Below are 21,277 nucleotides of genomic sequence, written 5' to 3'. Positions count from 1 at the left end.
GCCGGGCCGCGGCGGCTCATCTCCCGCGCGGTGACCCGCCGGCCGGGGTCACGGCGCCGTGCCGGTGTCCACCACGGCCGTCAGCGCGACCCGGTACCCGGAGGTGACGTCGCCGGTGACGGTCGCGAGCTGCAGCGCCCCGCCGTCGTCACCGAAGACGGTGTCGGACTCCAGGCTCAGCTCCGACAGGGCCGCGACCGACCGCTCGTAGCCGGGAGTGGCGTACACGGTCTCGCAGACGTCCCGGGGGAACGCGACCTGCGAGGTCGCGATCGCGTTCGCCGCGTCGGTGATCCCGGCGGCGCTCGGGTAGACCTCGAAGTGGACGTGCGGCCAGCGGCCCGGGTAGCAGGCCGGGACGATGCTGGCGAACGTGACCTTTCCGGCCGGGTCGGCGACCTGGACGCCGCGCAGGTAGTTCTCGTTCTCGACGCCCGGCGAGTACAGCGAGTAGCGGCCTTCGCGGTCGCAGTGCCAGACGTAGACGGCAGCACCGGCCATCGGCGCCCGGGCCGTGTCGATGATCGTCAGGTCCAGCGTCATCAGGACGCCCTCGGCGGTCGCGCCGCCCGTCCCGAAGCCGGACCGGATGTCGCGGCGGACCACACCGGACTCGGTGAGGACGTTCGCGCCGTTGGAGCCGTCCCCCGGGAACGGGCCCGCGGTCTCCTCGGGGATCTCCCCGGCGCTCGTCGTGCCACCCGGGCCCCCGCACGCGGCGAGGCCGGCCGTGACCGCGCCGATGCCGAGGGCGGCCAGCACCCGCCGACGGCCGAGCAGGGTACCGAGATCGAAACCGAGCCCCTGGTCGACCACCTCCTCGCCGGGCCGGGGCAGCGGGCGGCCCTGGTAGGCGGGGGTGCGGTCGTCGGTCATCGGGTCTCCTGCGGTGCGGCGTCCGGGTGACCGCACAACGCTGCGAGGCGAGTGTGAGTGCCCGCGCGGAAGACCCTGTGCGCGGCGCCGGAGCCGGCAGGGTAGGCATGGCGCATGGCCATCGCGACCGTCCGCCCCGCCACCGACGACGACGTCGACGCGATCATGGCGATCCAGGACCGGACCTGGCGCACCGCCTACGCCGGCCTGCTGCCCGAGGCCGCGTTCGCGAGCCTGACCTCGGACGCGGCCCGTAGCCACTGGAGCGACGCCGTCCACGCCGGCGAGGACTTCCACCTGCTCGTCGCCGCCGAGGGTTCCGAGACCGTCGGGTTCTGCGCGGCTGCCCGGTACGCGGGGGCCGACGGCCGCTCGATCGCCGAGGTGTCCACGCTGCTGGTGGAACCCCGCTGGGGGCGGCGCGGGCACGGCGGCCGGCTGCTCGCCGCCGCGGCGGCCGCGCTGCGGGCGTCCGGTGAGGACGCCGGACGGGCGTGGGTGCCGGAGGCCGACACGGCGTCGCGCGGGTTCTACGCGCGCGCCGGCTGGGAGCCGGACGGCGCCGTCCGCACCCTGGACACCGGTGCGGGGACGATCCGCGAGGTCCGGGTCAGCGGCACCCTGCACCTGCAGCTGGTCGAGTAGGGCTCAGACCAGCCCCAGCAACGGCTCCAGCCCGATCGTCAGGCCCGGGCGGTCGCGCACCGCGCGGACCGCCATCAGGACCCCGGGCATGAACGACGCCCGGTTCATCGAGTCGTGCCGCAGGGTGAGGACCTCGCCGTCGGTGCCCAGGATGACCTCCTGGTGCGCGACCAGGCCGGGCATCCGCACCGCGTGCACGTGGACGCCGTCGACGACCGCGCCGCGGGCACCGCCCGGGTCGGTGGTGGTGGCGTCCGGGACCTCTCCGAGGCCCGCCTCGGCCCGCGCGGCGGCGACCACCGACGCGGTGCGGGCCGCGGTGCCGGACGGCGCGTCGACCTTCCCGGCGTGGTGCAGCTCGACGACCTCCACCGAGTCGAAGAACTTCGCGGCCTGCCCGGCGAAGTGCATCATCAGCACCGCGCCGACCCCGAAGTTCGGCGCGACCAGCACGCTTCCCGACCCGTGCGCGTCGAGGATCGCGCGCACCTCGTCGAACTTCGCCCGGTCGAACCCGCTGGTCCCGACGACCGCGGCGACCCCGCGCGTGACGCATGCCCGCACGTTGTCCAGGGCCGCGCCCGGGTGCGTGAAGTCGACGGCGACGTCGGCGCCGTCCAGTGCGGACAGGTCGTCTCCCGCGTCGAGGGCGGCCACCAGCTCGGTGTCCTGCGCTCCCTCGACGGCGCGGCAGACCTCGCTGCCCATCCGGCCCTTCGCGCCGAGCACCGCCACCCGGATCGCCACCCGCACTCACCCTCTCCGATCACGACGACAACCGCGGGCGAGTGTAGGTCAGCCGAGGACCAGGCCCCCGATCCACGCCGCGGTCGCGACCAGTCCCGCCGCGAGCTCGATGAGGATGCTCCAGCCGACGGCCGCGAGCGCGCCCCGGGCCGACCGCCAGGCCGTCGCGGAGTCCGGGAGGCGGGCCAGCTCGGCCAGCCACACGCCGAGCACGAACCCGAGGAACAACCCGACCACCGGGACGACGAAGAACCCGATCACGCCGAGCACCAGCCCGGCCAGCAACGTCCGGCTCGGCACCCCGGCGGCCCTGAGCCGCCGGCCGGGAAGCAGGTACTTCGCGACCTGCCCGGCGGCCGTCACCAGCACGGCGATGCCCAGCACCCACCAGCCGACGGCGTCGGCGCGCGGCACCGCCCACACCGCGACCCCGGCGACGACGAGGAGCGGCCCGGGCAGGACCGGGAGCACCGTGCCGGCCAGCCCGGCGGCGATCATCACGCCGGCAAGGACAGAAATCACTCGTGAGTGGTTATCAGGGTCAGGGCCCTGTTAACCACTCACAGGCCGCGCAGCGGCCCAGGAAGATCGGAAGGATCGCCGAACGGCCCCACCACGGCCGCGGTCAGCGGCTGGTCGAGCAGTTCCTCGGCCAGCGCCCCCACCTGCTCCGGGGTGACGGCGTCGATCCGGGCCAGGCTCTCGGCCACCGACCGCTGCCGGCCGTGGTCCAGCTCGGCCCGGCCGAGCCGGTTCATCCGGGAGGCGGTGTCCTCGCAGCCCAGCACCAGTCCCCCGCGCAGCGAGCCCTTCGCCCGGGCCACCTCGGCCTCGGTGAGCCCGTCGGCCGCGACGGTGCCCAGCACGTCCCGCACGACGGCGACGACCTCGCCGAGCCGCTCCGGTGCGCAGCCGGCGTACACCGACAGGGCGCCGGCGTCGGCGTAGCGCACGGTCGACGAGTACACCTGGTAGGCCAGCCCGCGCTGCTCGCGGACCTGCTGGAACAGCCGCGACGACAGCCCGCCGCCGAGGGCAGCGTTGAGCACGGCCAGCACCGGGCGCCCGGGGGCGTGCCGGCCCGGTGCGGGGACGCCGAGCATCACGTGCGCCTGCTCGGACTCGTCGGTCTGCAGGGCGAGCGCCCCGGACCGGGCCGGGCGAGTCCCGGTGGCGACGCGCGGCGGCCGGGGCGCGGCGCCGGTGTGCTCCCGCGCGGCCCGGCCGAGCGCGGCGGCGACGAGCTCGGCCACCCGGTCGTGGTCGAGGTTCCCGGCCGCGGCGACGACCATCCGCGGGGTCGTGTACTCGCCCCGCCAGAACGCGTGCAGGGTCTCGCGGCTCATCGCCCGGATCGACTCCTCGGAGCCGATCACGGGGCGGCCCAGCGGGTGGTCGCCGAACAGCGTCTGGTCGAACAGGTCGCCGAGCAGGTCCTCCGGGTCGTCGTCGCGCATCGAGATCTCCTCGAGCACGACGCCGCGTTCCAGCTCGACGTCGGCGCGGGCCAGCTCGGCGTCGGTGACGACGTCGGCGAGCAGGTCCACCGCGAGCGCGACATCGGTGTCGAGGACGTGCGCGTAGTAGCAGGTGTGTTCCTTGGCGGTGAACGCGTTGAGCTCACCGCCGACGGCGTCCATCTCCTCGGCGATCCCGGCCGCGCTGCGCCGCCGGGTGCCCTTGAACAGCAGGTGTTCCAGGAAGTGCGCGGCGCCGGCCTGCCGGGCCGTCTCGTCCACCGAGCCGATGCCGATCCAGATGCCGATCGCCACCGAGCGGACGCCCGGCACCGACTCGGTGATCAGCCGGACACCGCCGGGGAGCTCGCTGCGCCGCACCGGCTCGGCGGCCGGCAGTTCGGGTGACATGCGGGCGGCGGCCCGGGAACCGCGAGGTTCCCGGGCCGCCGCCGCACGGTCGTGCGTTCCGCCCAACAGATCAGCTCGGGTTGGCGGCCTCGGCCTCGGCCTCGACCGAAGCGCCCGCCACGTCCTCCGCCGGAGCCTCGGCGTCCGCCGTCTCGGCGTCGCCCTCCTGCACCGGGACCAGGCTGATCTTGCCGCGGTTGTCGATGTCGGTGACCTCGACACGGATCTTGTCGCCGACCTTGACGACGTCCTCGACCTTGCCGATCCGCTTCCCGTTGCCGAGCTTCGAGATGTGGATCAGGCCGTCCTTGCCCGGGACCAGCGAGACGAAGGCACCGAACGCGGCGGCCTTGACCACCGTGCCCAGGAACCGCTCGCCGACCTTCGGCAGCTGCGGGTTGGCGATGGCGTTGATCATGCCGATCGCCTCCTCCGCGGAGGGCCCGTCGTTGGCGCCGACGTAGATCGTGCCGTCGTCCTCGATCGAGATGTCGGCACCGGTCTTCTCGGTGATCGAGTTGATCATCTTGCCCTTCGGGCCGATGACCTCGCCGATCTTGTCGACCGGGACCTTCACCGCGGTGACCCGCGGCGCGTACTTGCTCATCTCGTCCGGGCCGTCGATGGCCTCGCCGATCACCTCGAGGATGGTCAGGCGGGCGTCCTTGGCCTGGTTCAGCGCCGCGGCCAGCACCTCGGACGGGATGCCGTCCAGCTTGGTGTCGAGCTGCAGCGCGGTCACGAAGTCCTTGGTGCCGGCGACCTTGAAGTCCATGTCGCCGAACGCGTCCTCCGCGCCCAGGATGTCGGTCAGCGCCACGTAGCGGGTCTCGCCGTCGACCTGGTCGGACACCAGGCCCATCGCGATGCCCGCGACCGGCGCCTTCAGCGGCACACCGGCGTTGAGCAGCGACATCGTGGACGCGCAGACCGAGCCCATCGACGTCGAGCCGTTGGAGCCCAGCGCCTCGGAGACCTGGCGGATCGCGTACGGGAACTCGTCGCGGTTCGGCAGGACCGGGATCAGCGCCCGCTCGGCCAGCGCGCCGTGCCCGATCTCGCGGCGCTTCGGCGAGCCGACCCGGCCGGTCTCCCCGGTCGAGAACGGCGGGAAGTTGTAGTGGTGCAGGTAGCGCTTGGAGGTCTCCGGACCGAGCGAGTCGATCGTCTGCTCCATGCGCAGCATGTTCAGCGTGGTGACGCCCAGGATCTGGGTCTCGCCGCGCTCGAACAGCGCCGAGCCGTGCGCCCGCGGGACGACCTCGACCTCGGCCGACAGCGGCCGGATGTCGGTGAGGCCCCGGCCGTCGATCCGGACCTGGTCGGTCAGGATGCGCCGGCGGACGAGCTTCTTGTTCAGCGCGCGGAACGCGTTGCCCAGCTCGGCCTCGCGCCCGGTGAAGCGCTCACCCAGCTTCTCGAGCACCGACGCCTTGATCTCGTCGGTGCGGGTCTCGCGCTCCTGCTTGCCGGCGATGGTCAGCGCCTGCGCCAGCTCCTGCTCGGCGACCTCGGCGACCGCGGAGTACGCGTCGTCCTGGTAGGCCGGGAACACCGGGAAGTCGGCGGTCGGCCGGGCCGCGACGTCGGCCAGCTGCTGCTGGGCGATGCACAGCGAGCGGATGAACGGCTTGGCCGCCTCCAGGCCGTCGGCCACGACGCCCTCGGTCGGGGCGATGCCGCCCTGGCCGACCAGGTCGATCGTCTGCTCGGTGGCCTCCGCCTCGACCATCATGATCGCGACGTCGTCACCGACGATCCGGCCGGCGACCACCATGTCGAACGCGGCCCGCTCGAGCTGCTCGTGGGTCGGGAACGCCACCCACTGCGAGTCCGAGCCGGTCTCGTTGGCGATCAGCGCGACCCGGACGCCGCCGACCGGGCCGGAGAACGGCAGGCCGGCGAGCTGGGTGGACGCGGACGCGGCGTTGATCGCCACGACGTCGTAGGGGTCCTGCGGGTCGAGCGACATGACGGTCACGACGACCTGGACCTCGTTCCGCAGGCCATCCACGAAGGACGGGCGCAGCGGCCGGTCGATCAGCCGGCAGGTCAGGATCGCGTCGGTGCCGGGACGGCCCTCGCGGCGGAAGAACGAGCCGGGGATCCGGCCCGCCGCGTACATCCGCTCCTCGACGTCGACGGTGAGCGGGAAGAAGTCGAACTGGTCCTTCGGCCGCTTCGAGGCGGTCGTGGCGGACAGCAGCATGGTCTCGTCGTCCAGGTAGGCGACGACGGATCCGGCGGCCTGCCGGGCGAGCCGGCCGGTCTCGAACCGGACGGTGCGGGTGCCGTAGGCACCGTTGTCGATGACGGCGGTGCTCTCGTGCACGCCGTCCTCGCTGATGACGTCGGTCATACGGGGATGTCTCCTCGTCGTTGGGAGTGGTCTTCGTTTCCCACCACCGACGACGTCCGGGGCGATCCCCTGCTGGGCCGGTCTTCGATCGAAGCCCCCGGGCAGCGTGCTGCTCCCGGGAGCCACTACCGAGGACCGGCGGATGTCCGTCCGTCCTCCGCGTGGTGGGCGTCTTCAGTTGTCGTGCGCCGGTTATGACGGGACCCGGCACCGGAATCCGGTGCCGGGTCCGGAGTCGGGTCAGCGGCGCAGACCCAGCTTCTCGATCAGCGCGCGGTAACGCGTCACGTCGACCTCGCGAAGGTACTTGAGCAGACGGCGACGACGACCGACCAGCAGCAGCAGGCCGCGCCGGCTGTGGTGGTCGTGCTTGTGCTGCTTCAGGTGCTCGGTCAGGCCGATGATGCGCTGCGTCAGCAGCGCCACCTGGGCCTCGGGGGACCCGGTGTCGGTGGCGTGGGTGCCGTACTTCTCGAGCGTGCTCTTCTTCTCTGCGGTGGACAGTGCCACTGCTTCTCCTTCATCCGAGATGGTCCGTGGGGCCGTGCCGCCCGGTCTGCCGGCTCGCTGCCCTCGGATCAGTGCCCTGTCGGATCACTGTCCAGGCACCGGCCGATGGGACGGCAGGTAGTCGGTCCCGGCCGCCACGGACTGCAGCCGGACCCACGACAAACGGTACCAGCGGGTACCGGTGCCCCGCCGCGCACCCGTCACGGCCGGCCCGGGCGCGGCTCCCGGCGGGCGGCCGCACGCCGCAGCACCTCCGCGATCTCCGGGAACGACGGCGCCAGCGCGGCCGCCGCGGCGACCAGCCGTGCCGGGGCGGTCACCCCGCGCAACGCGTCGTCGGCCGCCGCGGCGGGATCGTGCGGGCGGCGGGGCCGCGGCACCCGGCGCGCCGCGGCGGCCTCGTCGCCGGCGGCACAGGTGCACCCGCCGTCCCGGCCCCAGGGTGTCGGCGCGGCCCGGACCTCGGCCAGCAGCGCCGGCACGTCGCCCGGCGGCACCGGGCCGCGGGCCAGCCGCCGGTCCAGGGCGATCAGCCGGCCCAGGACCGCCGGGTCACCGATCTTCACCCGGCGGGCCCCGGCGAGCTGCGACAGCATCGCCGGGCTCAGCCCGATCACCGACGCCAGCCGCGACTGCGTGATCCCCAGACCGGTCGTCAGCCGGTGCACCCGCTCCCCCAGCGGCTCGCCGTAGATCTCGCGCTGTCGAGCGCGGTTGCCCGCCACCGGATCGTCCATGCCGGTGATCCTGTGCCCGGCCCGCGCCCGCCCGGGACGGCTTCGCCCCGGGTGGGGGTTTCCACTCAGCCGCCGGCGTTCGGCCCCGCGCCGGCGGTGCCGTCCCGGCCGGCCACCGGGCCGGCGGTGTCGCCGGCCGCATCACCGGCGGTGCCGTCCGGGCCGGCCGTGTCGTCCGGGCCGGCCGCGTCACCGGCCGCCGTGAGGACGTTGCGGCAGCGTGCCACGTCGGCGTGCATCCGGGCGATCAGGGCGTCGACGTCGTCGAACCGTTCCTGGCCGCGCAGCCGGGCGACGAACTCGACACCGACCTCGTAGCCGTAGAAGTCCTCGTCGACGTCGAGCACGTAGGCCTCCAGGGTCCGCACCCGCCCGGAGAACGTGGGGTTCGTGCCGACCGAGATCGCCGCCATCAGCCGCCGGCCTCCCATGAGGAACCACCCGGCGTAGACGCCGTCGGCGGGGATCGCGGTGTGCGGCGGGCAGGCCACGTTCGCGGTCGGGAAGCCCAGGTCCCGGCCCCGCTTGTGGCCGTGCACGATCACGCCGTCCACCCGGTGCCAGCGGCCCAGTGCGTGCGCGGCGTCGCGGACCGCGCCGGCGTCGATGCAGGACCGGATGTAGGTGGAGGAGAAGGTCACCTCGTTGTCCGAGATCAGCTCCACCGCCTCGCAGGTGAAGCCGAACCGCCGGCCCAGCTCGGCGAGCACGGTGACGTCCCCGGCCGCCTTGTACCCGAACGTGAAGTTGCTGCCGACCACGACGACCGCCGCGTGCAGCCGCTCGACCAGCACCTCGTGCGCGAAACCGGCCGGCTCCATCCGGGACAGCTGCTCGGTGAACGGGATGACGCAGAAGACGTCGGCGCCGGTCTCGGCGACCAGCTCGGCGCGCCGGTCCAGGGTGGACAGCCGGGCCGGGTGGGTGCCCGGGCGGACCAGCTCCGCGGGATGCGGGTCGAACGTCACGACGACCGCGGGCAGCCCCCGGGCGCGGGCCCGCTCCACGGCCCGGGCGATGAGCTGCCGGTGCCCGCGATGCACGCCGTCGAACACCCCGACCGTGACGACGCAGCGTCCCCAGCCGGGTGGGACGGCCTCCAGACCACGCCAGCGCTGCACGGCGGCGAGCCTACGGAACCGGTGGGCCCGGCCGCGCGGCCGGGCCGGGGTTCACCCGGCGGGCGCCAGGACGACGACCGGGCGCGCGTACCGGCCGCGGTCGGCCATGAGGGCGAGCGCGGTCCCGTCCGGCCCGAACACGCCGTAGGTGCCCTCGATCCCGGCCGCGGGCAGCGACCGGCCGGTCCGGACGTCGGTCGCGGCACCGGCGTCGACGTCGACCCGCGGGAACGCGGTCGCGACCGCCGCGGCCAGGTCCAGCGACAGCCCCGGCTCCGCGGTCAGCTGCGCGACGGTCCGGGCCCGTTCGAGGGTGAACGGCCCCACCCGGGTGCGGCGCAGCGCAGTGAGGTGCCCGCCCACCCCGAGCGCGGCGCCGAGGTCACGCGCCAGCGCCCGGACGTAGGTGCCCGACGAGCAGTCGACCGCGACGTCGAGGTCCAGGAACGGGCCGTCCCGCCGCGTCGCCTGCAGCACGAACGCGGACACGGTGACCGGCCGGGCCGGGATCTCGACGACCTCACCGTCGCGGACCCGCTGGTAGGCCCGCCTTCCGTCGATCTTGACCGCGGACACCGCGCTCGGCACCTGCTCGATGTCCCCGGTCAGCGCGGTCATCGCCGCGCGGACCCGGTCCTCGCCGGCGTCGACCGGGACCGGCTCGGCCAGCGGCTCGCCGTCGGCGTCGTCGGTGGTCGTCGCGACCCCCAGCCGGACGGTCGCGGTGTAGGCCTTGGTGTCCAGGGCCAGGTGCCCGAGCAGCTTGGTGGCCCGCTCGATCCCGATCACCAGCACGCCGGTGGCCATCGGGTCCAGGGTGCCGGCGTGCCCGACCTTGCGGGTGCCCATGATCCGGCGGAGCTTCCCGACGACGTCGTGGCTGGTCGGCCCCCGGTCCTTGTCGACGATGACGAGTCCGGGCGGTGGTGGCGGATGACGGGGCGGCACGGGCGGGAATCGTACGAATCAGCGCGCCAGCCGGTACCCGACCCCCCGCACCGTCACGACGACCTCGCGGGCGCCGAGCTTGGAGCGCAGCGACGCGACGTGCGCCTCCAGGGTCCGCGCGGCCGAGGCGTCGGCGATCCCCCAGACCTGTTCGAGGAGCTCGGTGCGGGGCACGACGGCGCCCTCCCGCCGGGCCAGCGCGGCGAGCAGGTCGAACTCCTTGCGGGTGAGGCCGACGTCGTCGTCGCCCGCGGTGACGGCCCGCCGGTCCAGGTCGACGACCACGTCCCCGACCGTCACGGTGGCCGCCACCGCCGCCCCGGTGGCGCGGCGCAGCACGGCCTCGATCCGGGCCAGCAGCTCGTCGGTGGCGACCGGTTTGACCAGGTAGTCGTCCGCCCCCGACCGCAGGCCCTGCACACGGGCCGCGACGTCCCCGCGGCCGGTGATGGCCAGGATCGGCACCCGGGACCGCGTGCGGATCTCCCGGCAGACGCCGATGCCGTCGCGGTCCGGCAGCCCCATGTCCAGCAGGACGACGTCCGGCTCCCGCTCCGCGACCGAGGCCAGCGCGGCGCTGCCGCTGCCGACCAGCTCGGCCACGTGGCCGTGTGCGACGAGGGTGCGGCGCAACGCGTCCCCGAGGACGGGGTCGTCCTCGACCAGCAGCACGCGCACGCGCCCAGCGTAGTCGCGTTCCTCAAGGCTTCCTCAAACCCGACCTCGGTGCGGTAGCCGCGGCGGGCCGGCCGGCCCCATCGTTCCGGCACCGAACACGTCGAGGAGGACGGACATGGCCGAGGTCGCCGCCGGATCCGCGGGTGCGGGAACCACCCCCGCCCGGCGCAAGAAGAAGGTCTACACCCAGCTCTGGTTCTGGGTGATCGTCGGAATTCTCTCCGGCATCCTGGTCGGGTTCGTGGCCCCCGACCTCGCCGGGGACACGAAGTGGCTGGCCGACACCTTCGTCCAGATGATCAAGGTCATCGTCGGGCCGGTGATCTTCTGCACCGTGATCGTGGGGATCGCCTCGCTGGGCAACCTGGCCCGCGCCGGCGGCCTCGCGCTCCGCGCGCTGGGCTACTTCCTGATCATGACGGTGATCGCCCTGGCGATGGGCCTGATCACGGGCAACCTGTTCACGCCGGGCGCCGGGTTCAGCGGCGTGCCGGACCCGGCCGACCTGGCGAAGGCCGGCGAGCAGGCGGCCACCGGCAGCCAGGAGTCCGGGGTCGTCGCGTTCATCCAGGACTCGCTGCTGCCGCACAGCTTCTTCGGGCCGTTCGTGGAGAACTCGGTCCTGCAGGTCCTGGTGCTGGCGATCCTGACCGCCTGCGCGATCTCCGCGCTCGACGACGGCCTCCGCATCCGCCTGGTGAAGGCCGTCGAGTCGATCTCCCAGGTGATCTTCGGAATCATCAAGATCATCATGTGGGCGGCGCCGGTCGCCGCGTTCGGCGGCATGGCCTACACCGTCGGCCAGATGGGCGGCGACTCGCTGTACAACCTGCTCTCGCTGATGGCCGTCTTCTGGGGCACCTGCGCGGTGTTCGTCGTCGCGGTCCTCGGCGTGGTGTCCTGGGCCGCCGGGTTCAACGTCCTCAAGGTCATCCGGCTGATCAAGGACGAGCTACTGATCATCGTCGGCACCTCGTCGTCCGAGTCGGTGCTACCGCGGTTCCTCACCAAGCTGCAGTCGGCCGGTGCCTCCCGGCAGACCGTCGGCATGGTCATCCCGACCGGCTACTCGTTCAACCTCGACGGCACCTGCATCTACCTGACCCTCGGTGCGCTGTTCATCATCCAGGCCGGCGGCGAGACCCTCCCGCTCGGCGCCCAGATCGCGCTGGCCGTGCTGATGGTCCTGACTTCCAAGGGCGCCGCGGGCGTCACCGGGGCCGGGCTGGTCACCCTGGCCGCGTCGCTGCAGGCCTTCGGCGGCGAGTTCTTCACCCCCGAGGCGATCGTGGTCGGCCTGGCGCTGATCGTCGGCATCGACCGCATGATGTCCGAGGGCCGGGCGCTGACCAACGCCATCGGCAACGTCGTCGCCACGCTGGTCGTCGCCCGGTGGAACGGCGAGCTGGACCGGGAGCGGCTCGCCGCCGTGCTGGACGACCCGTCGCTGGTGGACGCCGACATGGAGGCCGCGCACGGCAGCGGCGCCGCAGCCCCGGTCACCGACGAGCCCTGCGAGAAGGCGGCCATCGGCGCCTGACCCGCCGCCTCTCCACCCCGCCGCCAGCCGCCGCCCCCGCCGAGCGCCACTCATGGAGCTTAAGTCCTGTGGCACGGGACTTAAGCTCCATGAGTGGCGCTCGGCGGGGGTGGCGCGGCGGCGGGGGTGGCAGGCTTTGGTGCGTGCGCCTGCCGTTCCGCGGGGAGTCCCCGCTCCGCCGGTCACGGCTGGTGCGACGGCTGTTCGTGCTGCAGGTGGTGACGATCCTGCTCACCGTCGGCGGGCTCGCCGTGCTCGGCGTGTACGGCGCCCGGGAGCTCGAGCACGACGCGGCCGCACGGCTCACCCGGGCGACCGCGCTCAGCGTCGCCGTCGACCCGGAGGTGGTCGGCGCCCTGCGGGCCGGCGGTGACGTCCCCGCCCTGTCCGCCCGCCTGCAGCCGGTCGCCGAGCGGGTCCGCACCGCGACCGGCACGAGCTTCGTCGTGGTCATGTCCCCCGAGGGTGTGCGGTACAGCCACTACAACCCGGAGCGGATCGGCGGGATCTACCAGGGCGAGATCGCGCCCGCGGTGGCCGGCCGGACCTACACCGAGCTCTATCCCGGCACCCTCGGCCCGTCGGTCCGCACCGTCACCCCGGTCGTCGACCGCGGCCGGGTCGTCGCCGTCGTGTCGGTGGGCGTGCTCCAGACCCGGATCAGCGACCTCGCGTTCCGGTGGCTCCCGGCGATCGCCGCGGCCGCGGGCGTCGCACTGCTGATCGGCCTCGGGCTGGCCGTGCTGCTCGCCCGACGGCTGCGCCGGCAGACGCTCGGGCTGGAACCCGACGAGATCACCGCCGCCTACACCCACCACGACGCCGTGCTGCACGCCGTCGGTGAGGGCCTGCTGGTGGTCGACGGCGGCGGCCGGCTCGTCGTCGTGAACGCCGAGGCCCGGCGTCTGCTGGCGCTCGCCGCGGCCCGTCCGGGCCCGGGCGACCCCGCCGAACCGGGACGCCCGCTGGCCGGCCTGGGCATCGACCCGGCCGTGCAGGCGGTGCTGGCCCGGGGGCTGCGCGAGGACCTGCGCGACGAGCCCGCGCTCGCCGGGGAACGCGTCCTGCTGGTCAACAGCCGGCACGCCGGCCCGGCGGCCGGGCCGGGCACCCGGGTGTTCACGCTGCGCGACCGCACCGAGCTCGCCGGGGCGCTGCGCGAACGCGACGACGCGCGCGGCAAGGTCGACGCGCTGTCCGGGCAGGCGCACGAGTTCGCGAACCGCCTGCAGACCGTCCTCACCCTGATCGAGCTCGGCGACACCACCGACGCCGCCGCCGCGGGCAGCGCGGCCCTCGACCGGACCCGCGGCCCGGGGTCCCGGGTCGTCGCCGAGGTCCTCGACCCGGTGCTGGCCGCGCTCCTCGCGGACAAGGCGTGGCTGGCCGCCGAGCACGACGTCACGTTCACCGTGACCGACGCCTGCGACCCGGACGCGCTGCCGGACCTGCGGCTGCCGTTCGCCGCCGACGACCTGGTGTCGCTGGTCGGGAACCTGGTCGACAACGCGATCGAGGTCGTGGCCGGCCGCGACGCCCCGCGGGAGGTGGCGGTTACGCTCCGCACCACGGGCGCCCGGGCGGTGATCGCCGTCGACGACAGCGGCCCGGGCGTGCCGGAGGAGACCGCGCGGGAGCTGTTCACGTTCGGGTTCAGCACGCGCGGCGCCCCGGGCGGGCGCCCGCGGGGCATCGGCCTCGCCCTGGTGGACCGGATCGCGCGGCGGCTCGGCGGGACGGTCACGGTGGGCGCCCGGTCCGACGGCACCGGCACGGTCTTCACCGTGAGCCTGCCGCTCCCCCCGGCCGCGGACGCCCGGCACGACGGCGGCACGTGAGTCGCGCCGGTCCCGGCGCCGGGCGGGTCGGTGGCCGCCCCATGCCCGGCGGTCGCCGGCAGGTCGGTCGCCCGCCGCGCAGGTCCGCCGGGAACCCGGGAGCGCCACACAGCGCCGCGCGCCGCACAGGTTCGCCGCGCGCCGCACAAACCCGGACCTGTGCGACGAGCACCGAACCTGTGCGACGAGCACCGAACCTGTGCGGCGCGGGCGCGGTGCCCGCGCGGTGCCGGCGCGGCGCTGACCCTGGCGCGCTGCGCGGTCGGCGGCAGCCGGGGCGCGCCCGCGCCGGCCGAACCCCACACGCGCTCAGGCGCGGACCTCCCCCGGGACCGCCCAGTGCCCCGAGCGCGCCCGCCCACCGACCGCGACCAGCCGGACCACCATGAACGCGGCCAGGCCGGTCCAGATCCCGGCCAGGCCCCACCCGAACACGAGCGACAGCCAGATCAGCGGCAGGAACCCGCCCAGCGCGGCCAGCAGTGTCGTCGTCCGCAGGAACGCGGCGTCTCCGGCGCCGAGCAGCACCCCGTCGAGGGCGAACACCACGCCCGCGACCGGCTGCAGCGCGGTGAAGAACCACCAGGCGGCCGGGATCGTGGCGAGCACCCCGGCGTCGGCGGTGAACACGCCCGGCAGCACCGGGTAGAGCGCGGCGAACACCACCCCGAACAGGCACCCGAGCAGCAGCCCGTACCGGGTCACGCGGGCGGCGACGGAGCGGGCGTGCCCGGTGTCCGCGGACCTCGCGGCCGCGCCGAGCGCGGAGCCGACGAGTGCCTGGGCGGCGATCGCCACCGCGTCGAGCACCAGGGACTGGAACACCCACAGCTGCAGCACGATCTGGTGGGCCGCGACCGACTCGGCGCCGAACCGGGCGGCGACCGCGGTCGCGGACAGGAAGCAGGCCTGGAAGCCCAGCGAGCGGATCACCAGGTCGCGACCCATGGTGACCTGGGCGCGCAGCACCTCGGTGTCCGGCCGCAGCCGGACCGGGTCGGACGCCGGTGCCCGGCGCCGCTCCACGGCCAGCGCCCGCAGGAACAGCGCCGCCGCCACCGCCTGCGCGACGACGTTGGCGACCGCGGAGCCTTCCAGCCCCCAGCCGTCCCAGCCGCCCACGCCGTGCACCAGGAACGGGCACAGCAGCGCCGACAGCCCGTTGCCGGCCAGCACGTAGTACATCGGGCGCTTCGTGTCCTGCACGCCGCGCATCCAGCCGTTCCCGGCCAGCGTCACCAGCACCAGCGGCGCGCCGAGCAGGGCGATCCGCAGCCAGGCGACCGCGCCGTCGGCGATGTCGGCGCCCCCGGCCAGCGCCCCGGCGACCGGCACCGCGAGCAGCTGCCCGACGACGATCACGAGCAGCCCCACGACCACGGCCAGCCAGGTCGCCTGCACGCCCTCGGTGACGGCCGCGGCCCGCCGCCCCGCCCCGTAGAACCGGGCCGCGCGGGCCGTCGTCCCGTAGGACAGGAACGTCAGCTGGGTGGTGACCTGCGCGAACAGCACCGCCGCGACGGCCAGGGAGGCCAGCGGCAGCGCGCCCAGCCGCCCGACGACGGCGGTGTCGACCAGCAGGTACAGCGGCTCGGCCGCCAGCACCGGCAGCGCGGGCACGGCCAGCCGCAGGATGTCCCGGGCTCCGCCCCGGGTGCGTTCCGGGTCGGCGGTCACGGGCGCGGGCGGCGACAGAGGTAGCAGAACGCCGGCGGCACGTTGCGCCACACCGTCCGGGTCGTCACGACCTCGTCGAACACCTCCTGCAGGAGCCCCTTGAAGCGCCGGGCCGACGCCATGGGCATGGTGTGCGAGTAGGCGAACGTGGTGAAGGCGCCGGTCTCCCCGACGACGTCGACGACCTGGGCGAGGATCTCGCGCTGGGTGTCGCGGTCGAACAGGGACCACGGCAGCCCGGAGATCACGGCGTCGGCGTGCTCGATGCCGCGCTCCGCGAGCAGCTCGCCGAGCTTGCGGGCGTCCCCGTTGACGACCTCGACGTCCGGGTGCCGCTCCGCGACGTAGCGGGCCATGCCGGGGTCGAGCTCGACGGCGAGGTGGCGGCCCTCGGGCGCCATGCGGCGGGAGACCTCGGCGGTCACCGCCCCCGTCCCCGGGCCCAGCTCGACGACGACCGGGCTGCCGTGCCCGGGTGCGACCCGGGCCAGCTTCGCCGACAGGCGCGGCGAGCTCGGCCAGACCGCCCCGACCCGCGCCGGGTTGCGCACCCACGCGCCGAGGAACTCACGCCATCCACTCGAGGCGCCGCCGTCACCGGGAGCGGGTTCGGAACTCACACGTACCTCCTGAAGCGATCGCGGGACACGCTACGTCCCGCGGCGGGACCCCTGGGGACCGACCCGATGTCCTACCGGACGCGGGTGTCGCGCGGGTGTACCTCCGGCGAGGTGCCGCACACCTGCGCGGCACCGGCCAGCTCCGCGCGGAGCAGGTCCAGGATCCCGTCCCGGGTGCCGGTGCGCTCGAACCCGGCGGCTGCCGGGTGCCCGCCCCCGCCGAGGGCCGTCGCGGCCCGCGACAGGTCCGGGGAGCCGGTGCCGCGCAACGACACCGACCACTCGCCGGGTGCGGTCTCGGTGAGCAGCGCGGCCACGCCGTCGCCCGCGGTGGCCAGCAGCTGCCCGACCAGTCCCGGTGTGTGGTCCCGGAACCGGGTCGCGGTCGCCGGGTCGACGGCCGCCCACACCAGTCCGGCGCCCCCGGCCGCGTCCGGTTCCCGGCGCGCGCCCGCGAGCACCGTCGCCTGCGCGGCCAGCCACGCGAACGGGCGCGTCCCGGTCAGCTCCCGCATCAGCTCGCGCGGCTCCGCACCGGCCTCGACCAGCTCGGCGCCCAGCCGCAGCGCGTCCGCGCCACCCCACCGGAAGCCGCCGGTGTCGGTGTAGAGCCCGGCGAACAGCGCGCGGGCGATCACCGCGTCGACCTCGGCGCCGAGCGCGACGAGGACGTCGCGGACCAGCAGCACGGTGGCCGGCGCGGCCGGGTCGACGAGGTGGTGGGTCGCGAACCCGGTGAACGACGCGTGGTGGTCGATCGCGAGCGACACCCGCGCCCGGTCCAGGCGGTCGCCGAGATCCCCGATCCGCGGGGCCGAGGAGATGTCGCAGCACACGAGCACGTCCGGGTCGGCCGGGGCGTCGGCCGCCGGCACGACGATCCCGTCCGGGTCGAGGACGGTCACCATGTGCGGCACCGGGTCCGGCCCGCCGAACGCGACCGCGGCCCCGGTCCCGGCCCGGCGCAGCGCCGTGGCCAGCGCGATCGCGCTGCCCGCGGCGTCGGCGTCGGGCCGGACGTGCCCGACGACGAGGACGTCGCGGGCGCCGGCCAGCAATGCCGCGGCCCCGGCCGGATCGACCGGGCCGGGGCCGGGCAGCGGGGTCTCGGGTGTCACTCCGCCTCGGTCTCCCGCGGGGCCTTGTACGGGTCCGGGTCCCCCGCAGGCGACGCCGACGCGGCGAGCCGCGCGACCTCCTCGTCGGAGGCCCGGGTCCGGGCCAGTAGCTCCTCCATCCGGCGGGCCTCGTCCGGGACCTGGTCCAGGACGAACGTGAGGCTCGGCGTGTACCGGACGCCGGTCCGCTGTCCGACCCGGCTGCGCAGGACGCCGGCCGCGCTGTCCAGCGCGGCCGCCGCACCGGCGGTGTCCGGGGCCTCCTCCAGCGACGTCCCCATCACCGTGTAGTAGACGGTGGCCTCCCGCAGGTCGCCGGTGACCCGGGTGTCGGTGATCGTCACCATCGACAGGCGAGGGTCCTTGACCTCGTGCTCCAGGGCCTCCGCGACGATCTGCGAGATCCGCTTGGCGAGCTTGCGTGCGCGCGCCTGGTCGACCATGTCGTGCTCCTTCCACCGGCGTACCGGGCGAGTCTAAGCGCGGCCCCGGCCCGGCGGCCGGGGCGTCAGGAGTCGTCGTCGGGGCCGAACAGCCGGATCCGCGCCGACAGCAGTTCCAGTTCCGGGCGGGCGGCGACGAGCCGCTCGCACCGTTCGAGCAGGGTCCGCACGTGCCCGGCGTCGGCCGAGACGCAGCTCACGCCGATCAACGCGCGGCGGTACAGGTCCTGGTGACCGGCCTCGGCCGCGGCGACCTCGAACCGGCGCAGCTCGGCCAGCACCGGGCGCACCGCGGACCGCTTCTGCTTGAGCGACCGGACGTCCCCGAGCAGGACGTCGCACTCCAGGGCTCCGACGTACACCCCGCACCTCCCGAACCAGCACAGCGCTCGACGCGCCCGGCCACGCAACCCCGGCCGCACCGCACCCGAACACACGGACCCGGCCCCGCAGCACGAAAGTCGGGGACGGCCGCCGCAGCGACCGTCCCCGACCGACCAGGGCCGTCAGGCCCGGGGCTTCTCCCGCATCTCGTACGTCTCGATGACGTCGTCGATCTTGATGTCGGAGTAGCTGCCCAGCGTCAGACCGCACTCGAAGCCCTCGCGGACCTCGACCACGTCGTCCTTGAACCGGCGCAGCGACGACACCGGGAGGTTCTCCTGGACCACCCGCGAGTCGCGCAGCAGGCGCGCCCGGGCGTTCCGGCGGATCTCCCCGGACTGCACGAGGCAACCGGCGATCGTGCCGAACTTGGAGGACTTGAAGACCTCGCGGACCTCCGCGCGGCCCAGCTCGACCTCCTCGTACTCCGGCTTCAGCATGCCCTTGAGGGCCGCCTCGATCTCCTCGATCGCCTGGTAGATCACCGAGTAGTAGCGGATCTCGACGCCCTCGCGGTTGGCCAGCTCCGTGGCCTTGCCCTCGGCACGGACGTTGAAGCCCATGACGATGACGTTGTCCGCGATGGCGAGGTTGATGTCGCCCTCGGTGATGCCACCCACGCCGCGGTGGATGACCCGCAGCTCGACCTCCTCACCCACGTCCAGCTTCATCAGGGCCTCCTCGAGCGCCTCCACGGTGCCCGAGTTGTCACCCTTGATGATCAGGTTGAGGGTGTTGGTCTCCTTCAGCGCGGCGTCCAGGTCCTCCAGGCTGACGCGCTTGCGCCGGCTCGCCAGCTCGGCGTTCCGCTCGCGGGCGCGCCGCCGGTCGGCGATCTGGCGGGCCACCCGGTCCTCGTCGACGACGAGGAACGTGTCACCCGCGCCCGGCACCGACGTGAGGCCGATGACCTGCACCGGACGCGACGGCAGGGCCTCGGTGACGTCCTCGCCGTGCTCGTCGACCATCCGCCGGACGCGCCCGGAGGCGTCGCCGGCGACGACCGAGTCGCCGACCCGCAGCGTGCCGCGCTGGACCAGCACCGTGGCCACCGGGCCGCGGCCGCGGTCCAGGTGCCCCTCGATGGTGACGCCCTGGGCGTCCATGTCGGGGTTGGCCCGCAGGTCGAGCGCCGCGTCCGCGGTCAGCAGGATCGCCTCGAGCAGCGACTCGATGTTGGTGCCCTGCTTGGCGGAGATGTCGACGAACATGGTGTCGCCGCCGTACTCCTCGGCCACCAGGTTGTACTCGGTGAGCTGCTGGCGGATCTTCTGCGGGTTCGCGCCCTCGACGTCGATCTTGTTGACCGCGACCACGATCGGCAGCTCCGCCGCCTGCGCGTGGTTGATCGACTCGACGGTCTGCGGCATCACGCCGTCGTCCGCCGCCACCACGATCACCGCGATGTCGGTGGACTTCGCACCGCGGGCACGCATGGCGGTGAACGCCTCGTGACCCGGGGTGTCGATGAACGTGATGGAGCGCTCCTCGCCCTCCAGCTCCGACTGCACCTGGTACGCGCCGATGTGCTGGGTGATGCCGCCGGCCTCGCCCTCGCGGACGTTGGCCTTGCGGATCGTGTCCAGCAGGCGCGTCTTGCCGTGGTCGACGTGACCCATGATGGTCACGACCGGCGGCCGGGCCGCCAGGTCCTCGTCGGACCCCTCGTCGCCGAACTCGATGTCGAACGACTCGAGCAGCTCGCGGTCCTCCTCCTCGGGGGACACGACCTGGACCCGGTAGTTCATCTCCTGGCCGAGCAGCTCCAGGACCTCGTCGGACACCGACGCGGTGGCCGTGACCATCTCGCCGAGGTGGAACAACACCTGCACCAGCGACGCCGGGTTGGCGTTGATCTTCTCGGCGAAGTCGGTCAGCGACGCGCCGCGCGGCAGCCGGATCGTCTCGCCGTTGCCCTTCGGCAGGCGGACGCCGCCCACCGAGGGTGCGGCCATCGAGTCGAACTCCTGGCGCTTCTGCCGCTTCGACTTGCGGCCCTTGCGGGCCGGGCCGCCGGGACGGCCGAACGCGCCTGCGGCACCGCCGCGGCCACGACCGCCGCCACCGCCGGGACGGCCGCGGAAGCCGCCCGCGGGCGGCCCCCCGGCCGGAGCGCCGCCGCCACCGGGGCGGAAGCCACCGCCACCGCCGGGACGGCCGCCGCCACCGGGGCCACCACGGCCGCCGCCGGGGCCGCCACGACCGCCACCGGGGCCACCACGGCCACCGGCGCCGGGCCGCCCGGCCGCCGGACGCGCGGGCATCATGCCCGGGTTCGGCCGCGGGGGCATGCTGTTCGGGGTCGGACGCGGGCCACCGGCGCCACCGCCCGGACGGGGCGGACGCGGCGGGGCCTCACCGGACCGCGCGGCCGGCTGCTGCGGGGCACCGCCGCCCTGCTGCCCACCCTGCTGGGCGGGCGGGCCGGGACGCGGCCCCGGCTTGGGCGAGCCCTGGCCGACGCCGAACGGGTTGTTGCCGACCCGCGGCTGGCGCGGACCCGGCTTCGAGCCGCGCTGGTCCTCGCCACCGGGACGACCCTGGCCACCCGGCTTCGGGCCGGGCTTCGGCGCGGCCGGGCCCGGCTTCGGGCCGGGCTTGGGCGCGGCGGGGCCGGGCTTCGGAGCCGGCGGGGCGGAGTCCGCAGCGGGCCGCTGGGGCGCCGGGGCGGAGTCCGCAGCGGGCCGCTGCGGCGCCGGCGCGGAGTCCGCGGCCGGGGCCTGGGGCTTCGGGCCGGGCTTGGGCGCGGCCGGTCCCGGCTTCGGCGCGCCGGCGGCCGGCTGCGACGGGGCGGGCGGGCCCGGACGCGGGCCCGGCTTCGGTGCCGGCCCGGGCGAGGCCGTGCCCGGGGTCGGACCGGGCTTGGGCGCGCTCGGGCGGGACGGTGAGGGGGCGCCGGAGCCGCCACGCGGGGCGCCACCGGCACGGGGACGACCGGCGCCGGGCGCGCCGGAGCCACGGCGCTGACCGTTGCCGGCCCCGCCGGATCCACCGGCGGCCATCGCGTCGCGCAGCTTGCGCGCGACCGGGGCCTCCACGGTGGAGGAGGGAGACTTCACGTACTCCCCGAGGTCCTGCAGCTTGCTCAGGACCTGCTTGCTGCTGAGTCCGAGCTCCTTCGCGAGCTCATGCACGCGGGCCTTGCCTGCCACTGCTCTCCTTGTCCTG

Annotated in this window: 19 protein-coding genes; 3 read left to right on the top strand and 16 right to left on the bottom strand. The window is 74.8% G+C overall.

All coding sequences use genetic code 11. From position 1 onward, the window contains the following. Positions 1-48: 48 nt before the first annotated feature. Positions 49-876 (bottom strand): 3,4-dioxygenase subunit beta, encoded by an 828-nt coding sequence (locus H7X46_RS07175; protein ID WP_186358654.1) that lies wholly within the window; start codon positions 874-876, stop codon positions 49-51. Between the two features lie 114 nt (positions 877-990). On the opposite strand from H7X46_RS07175, the gene H7X46_RS07170 reads away from it, so the two are divergent. Further along, positions 991-1,521, top strand: coding sequence for a GNAT family N-acetyltransferase (locus H7X46_RS07170; RefSeq protein ID WP_186358653.1), 531 nt, complete (start codon positions 991-993; stop codon positions 1,519-1,521). 3 nt (positions 1,522-1,524) lie between these two features. Here the strand turns inward: H7X46_RS07170 and dapB are convergent, their stop codons facing one another. The 9 genes from dapB to H7X46_RS07125 form a co-directional block, all read right to left on the bottom strand. Then, positions 1,525-2,274, bottom strand: coding sequence for a 4-hydroxy-tetrahydrodipicolinate reductase (dapB, locus tag H7X46_RS07165; protein WP_186358652.1), 750 nt, complete (start codon positions 2,272-2,274; stop codon positions 1,525-1,527). A gap of 42 nt (positions 2,275-2,316) precedes the next feature. Then, positions 2,317-2,766, bottom strand: a complete 450-nt coding sequence (locus tag H7X46_RS07160) for a DUF456 domain-containing protein (RefSeq protein ID WP_186362502.1) — start codon at positions 2,764-2,766, stop codon at positions 2,317-2,319. A 62-nt stretch (positions 2,767-2,828) separates the two neighbouring features. Then, positions 2,829-4,136: a pitrilysin family protein gene (locus tag H7X46_RS07155; protein ID WP_186358651.1), complete on the bottom strand. Its 1,308-nt coding sequence runs from the start codon at positions 4,134-4,136 to the stop codon at positions 2,829-2,831. A gap of 70 nt (positions 4,137-4,206) precedes the next feature. After that, complete coding sequence (locus tag H7X46_RS07150; RefSeq protein ID WP_186358650.1) at positions 4,207-6,495, bottom strand: polyribonucleotide nucleotidyltransferase; 2,289 nt, start codon at positions 6,493-6,495, stop codon at positions 4,207-4,209. Between the two features lie 240 nt (positions 6,496-6,735). Continuing rightward, positions 6,736-7,005 (bottom strand): 30S ribosomal protein S15, encoded by a 270-nt coding sequence (rpsO, locus tag H7X46_RS07145; RefSeq protein ID WP_186358649.1) that lies wholly within the window; start codon positions 7,003-7,005, stop codon positions 6,736-6,738. 200 nt (positions 7,006-7,205) lie between these two features. Beyond that, a complete protein-coding gene (locus tag H7X46_RS07140) occupies positions 7,206-7,742 on the bottom strand; it encodes a helix-turn-helix domain-containing protein (protein WP_186358648.1) in 537 nt (178 codons plus the stop codon). Between the two features lie 65 nt (positions 7,743-7,807). Further along, the gene (locus H7X46_RS07135; RefSeq protein ID WP_186358647.1) at positions 7,808-8,863 is read right to left on the bottom strand and encodes a bifunctional riboflavin kinase/FAD synthetase; all 1,056 of its coding nucleotides are present in this window, start codon (positions 8,861-8,863) and stop codon (positions 7,808-7,810) included. A 51-nt stretch (positions 8,864-8,914) separates the two neighbouring features. Beyond that, positions 8,915-9,811, bottom strand: coding sequence for a tRNA pseudouridine(55) synthase TruB (truB, locus tag H7X46_RS07130; RefSeq protein WP_186358646.1), 897 nt, complete (start codon positions 9,809-9,811; stop codon positions 8,915-8,917). An 18-nt stretch (positions 9,812-9,829) separates the two neighbouring features. Beyond that, positions 9,830-10,489, bottom strand: a complete 660-nt coding sequence (locus H7X46_RS07125) for a response regulator transcription factor (protein ID WP_186358645.1) — start codon at positions 10,487-10,489, stop codon at positions 9,830-9,832. A 115-nt stretch (positions 10,490-10,604) separates the two neighbouring features. Here H7X46_RS07125 and H7X46_RS07120 point away from each other — a divergent pair, with 115 nt between their 5' ends. Both H7X46_RS07120 and H7X46_RS07115 read left to right on the top strand, forming a co-directional pair. Then, positions 10,605-12,029 carry a cation:dicarboxylate symporter family transporter gene (locus H7X46_RS07120; protein WP_186358644.1) on the top strand — a complete coding sequence of 475 codons (1,425 nt, stop codon included), beginning with the start codon at positions 10,605-10,607 and terminating at the stop codon, positions 12,027-12,029. 143 nt (positions 12,030-12,172) lie between these two features. Beyond that, the gene (locus H7X46_RS07115) at positions 12,173-13,867 is read left to right on the top strand and encodes an ATP-binding protein (RefSeq protein WP_186358643.1); all 1,695 of its coding nucleotides are present in this window, start codon (positions 12,173-12,175) and stop codon (positions 13,865-13,867) included. Positions 13,868-14,176: 309 nt separating this feature from the next. On the opposite strand, the gene H7X46_RS07110 is transcribed toward H7X46_RS07115, so the two are convergent. From H7X46_RS07110 to infB, 6 genes are all read right to left on the bottom strand, one after another. After that, complete coding sequence (locus tag H7X46_RS07110; RefSeq protein WP_186358642.1) at positions 14,177-15,544, bottom strand: MATE family efflux transporter; 1,368 nt, start codon at positions 15,542-15,544, stop codon at positions 14,177-14,179. Then, positions 15,541-16,164 (bottom strand): methyltransferase domain-containing protein, encoded by a 624-nt coding sequence (locus H7X46_RS07105; RefSeq protein ID WP_186358641.1) that lies wholly within the window; start codon positions 16,162-16,164, stop codon positions 15,541-15,543. The genes H7X46_RS07110 and H7X46_RS07105 overlap by 4 nt, the downstream gene beginning before the upstream one ends. Positions 16,165-16,235: 71 nt before the next feature. Continuing rightward, a complete protein-coding gene (locus H7X46_RS07100) occupies positions 16,236-17,282 on the bottom strand; it encodes a DHH family phosphoesterase (protein ID WP_186358640.1) in 1,047 nt (348 codons plus the stop codon). Beyond that, positions 17,279-17,725: a 30S ribosome-binding factor RbfA gene (rbfA, locus tag H7X46_RS07095; RefSeq protein ID WP_186358639.1), complete on the bottom strand. Its 447-nt coding sequence runs from the start codon at positions 17,723-17,725 to the stop codon at positions 17,279-17,281. The genes H7X46_RS07100 and rbfA overlap by 4 nt, the downstream gene beginning before the upstream one ends. 65 nt (positions 17,726-17,790) lie before the next feature. Further along, positions 17,791-18,087 carry a DUF503 domain-containing protein gene (locus H7X46_RS07090; protein ID WP_186358638.1) on the bottom strand — a complete coding sequence of 99 codons (297 nt, stop codon included), beginning with the start codon at positions 18,085-18,087 and terminating at the stop codon, positions 17,791-17,793. Positions 18,088-18,231: 144 nt separating this feature from the next. Further along, entirely contained in the window at positions 18,232-21,261 is a 3,030-nt protein-coding gene (gene infB / locus H7X46_RS07085) for a translation initiation factor IF-2 (RefSeq protein WP_186358637.1), read from the bottom strand. Positions 21,262-21,277: the final 16 nt, after the last annotated feature.

It is taken from the genome of Pseudonocardia sp. C8, from assembly GCF_014267175.1.
GTDB lineage: Bacteria > Actinomycetota > Actinomycetes > Mycobacteriales > Pseudonocardiaceae > Pseudonocardia.
This window is presented reverse-complemented; position numbering and strand designations above follow the sequence as displayed.

What these genes read in the sequence shown, in the direction of transcription:
- rbfA (WP_186358639.1), bottom strand. Translation starts at nt 17,725, where the DNA reads ATGGTCGACCAGGCGCGCGCACGCAAGCTCGCCAAGCGGATCTCGCAG.
- H7X46_RS07150 (WP_186358650.1), bottom strand. Translation starts at nt 6,495, where the DNA reads ATGACCGACGTCATCAGCGAGGACGGCGTGCACGAGAGCACCGCCGTC.
- H7X46_RS07175 (WP_186358654.1), bottom strand. Translation starts at nt 876, where the DNA reads ATGACCGACGACCGCACCCCCGCCTACCAGGGCCGCCCGCTGCCCCGG.
- H7X46_RS07155 (WP_186358651.1), bottom strand. Translation starts at nt 4,136, where the DNA reads ATGTCACCCGAACTGCCGGCCGCCGAGCCGGTGCGGCGCAGCGAGCTC.
- H7X46_RS07170 (WP_186358653.1), top strand. Translation starts at nt 991, where the DNA reads ATGGCCATCGCGACCGTCCGCCCCGCCACCGACGACGACGTCGACGCG.
- H7X46_RS07140 (WP_186358648.1), bottom strand. Translation starts at nt 7,742, where the DNA reads ATGGACGATCCGGTGGCGGGCAACCGCGCTCGACAGCGCGAGATCTAC.
- H7X46_RS07120 (WP_186358644.1), top strand. Translation starts at nt 10,605, where the DNA reads ATGGCCGAGGTCGCCGCCGGATCCGCGGGTGCGGGAACCACCCCCGCC.
- H7X46_RS07160 (WP_186362502.1), bottom strand. Translation starts at nt 2,766, where the DNA reads ATGATCGCCGCCGGGCTGGCCGGCACGGTGCTCCCGGTCCTGCCCGGG.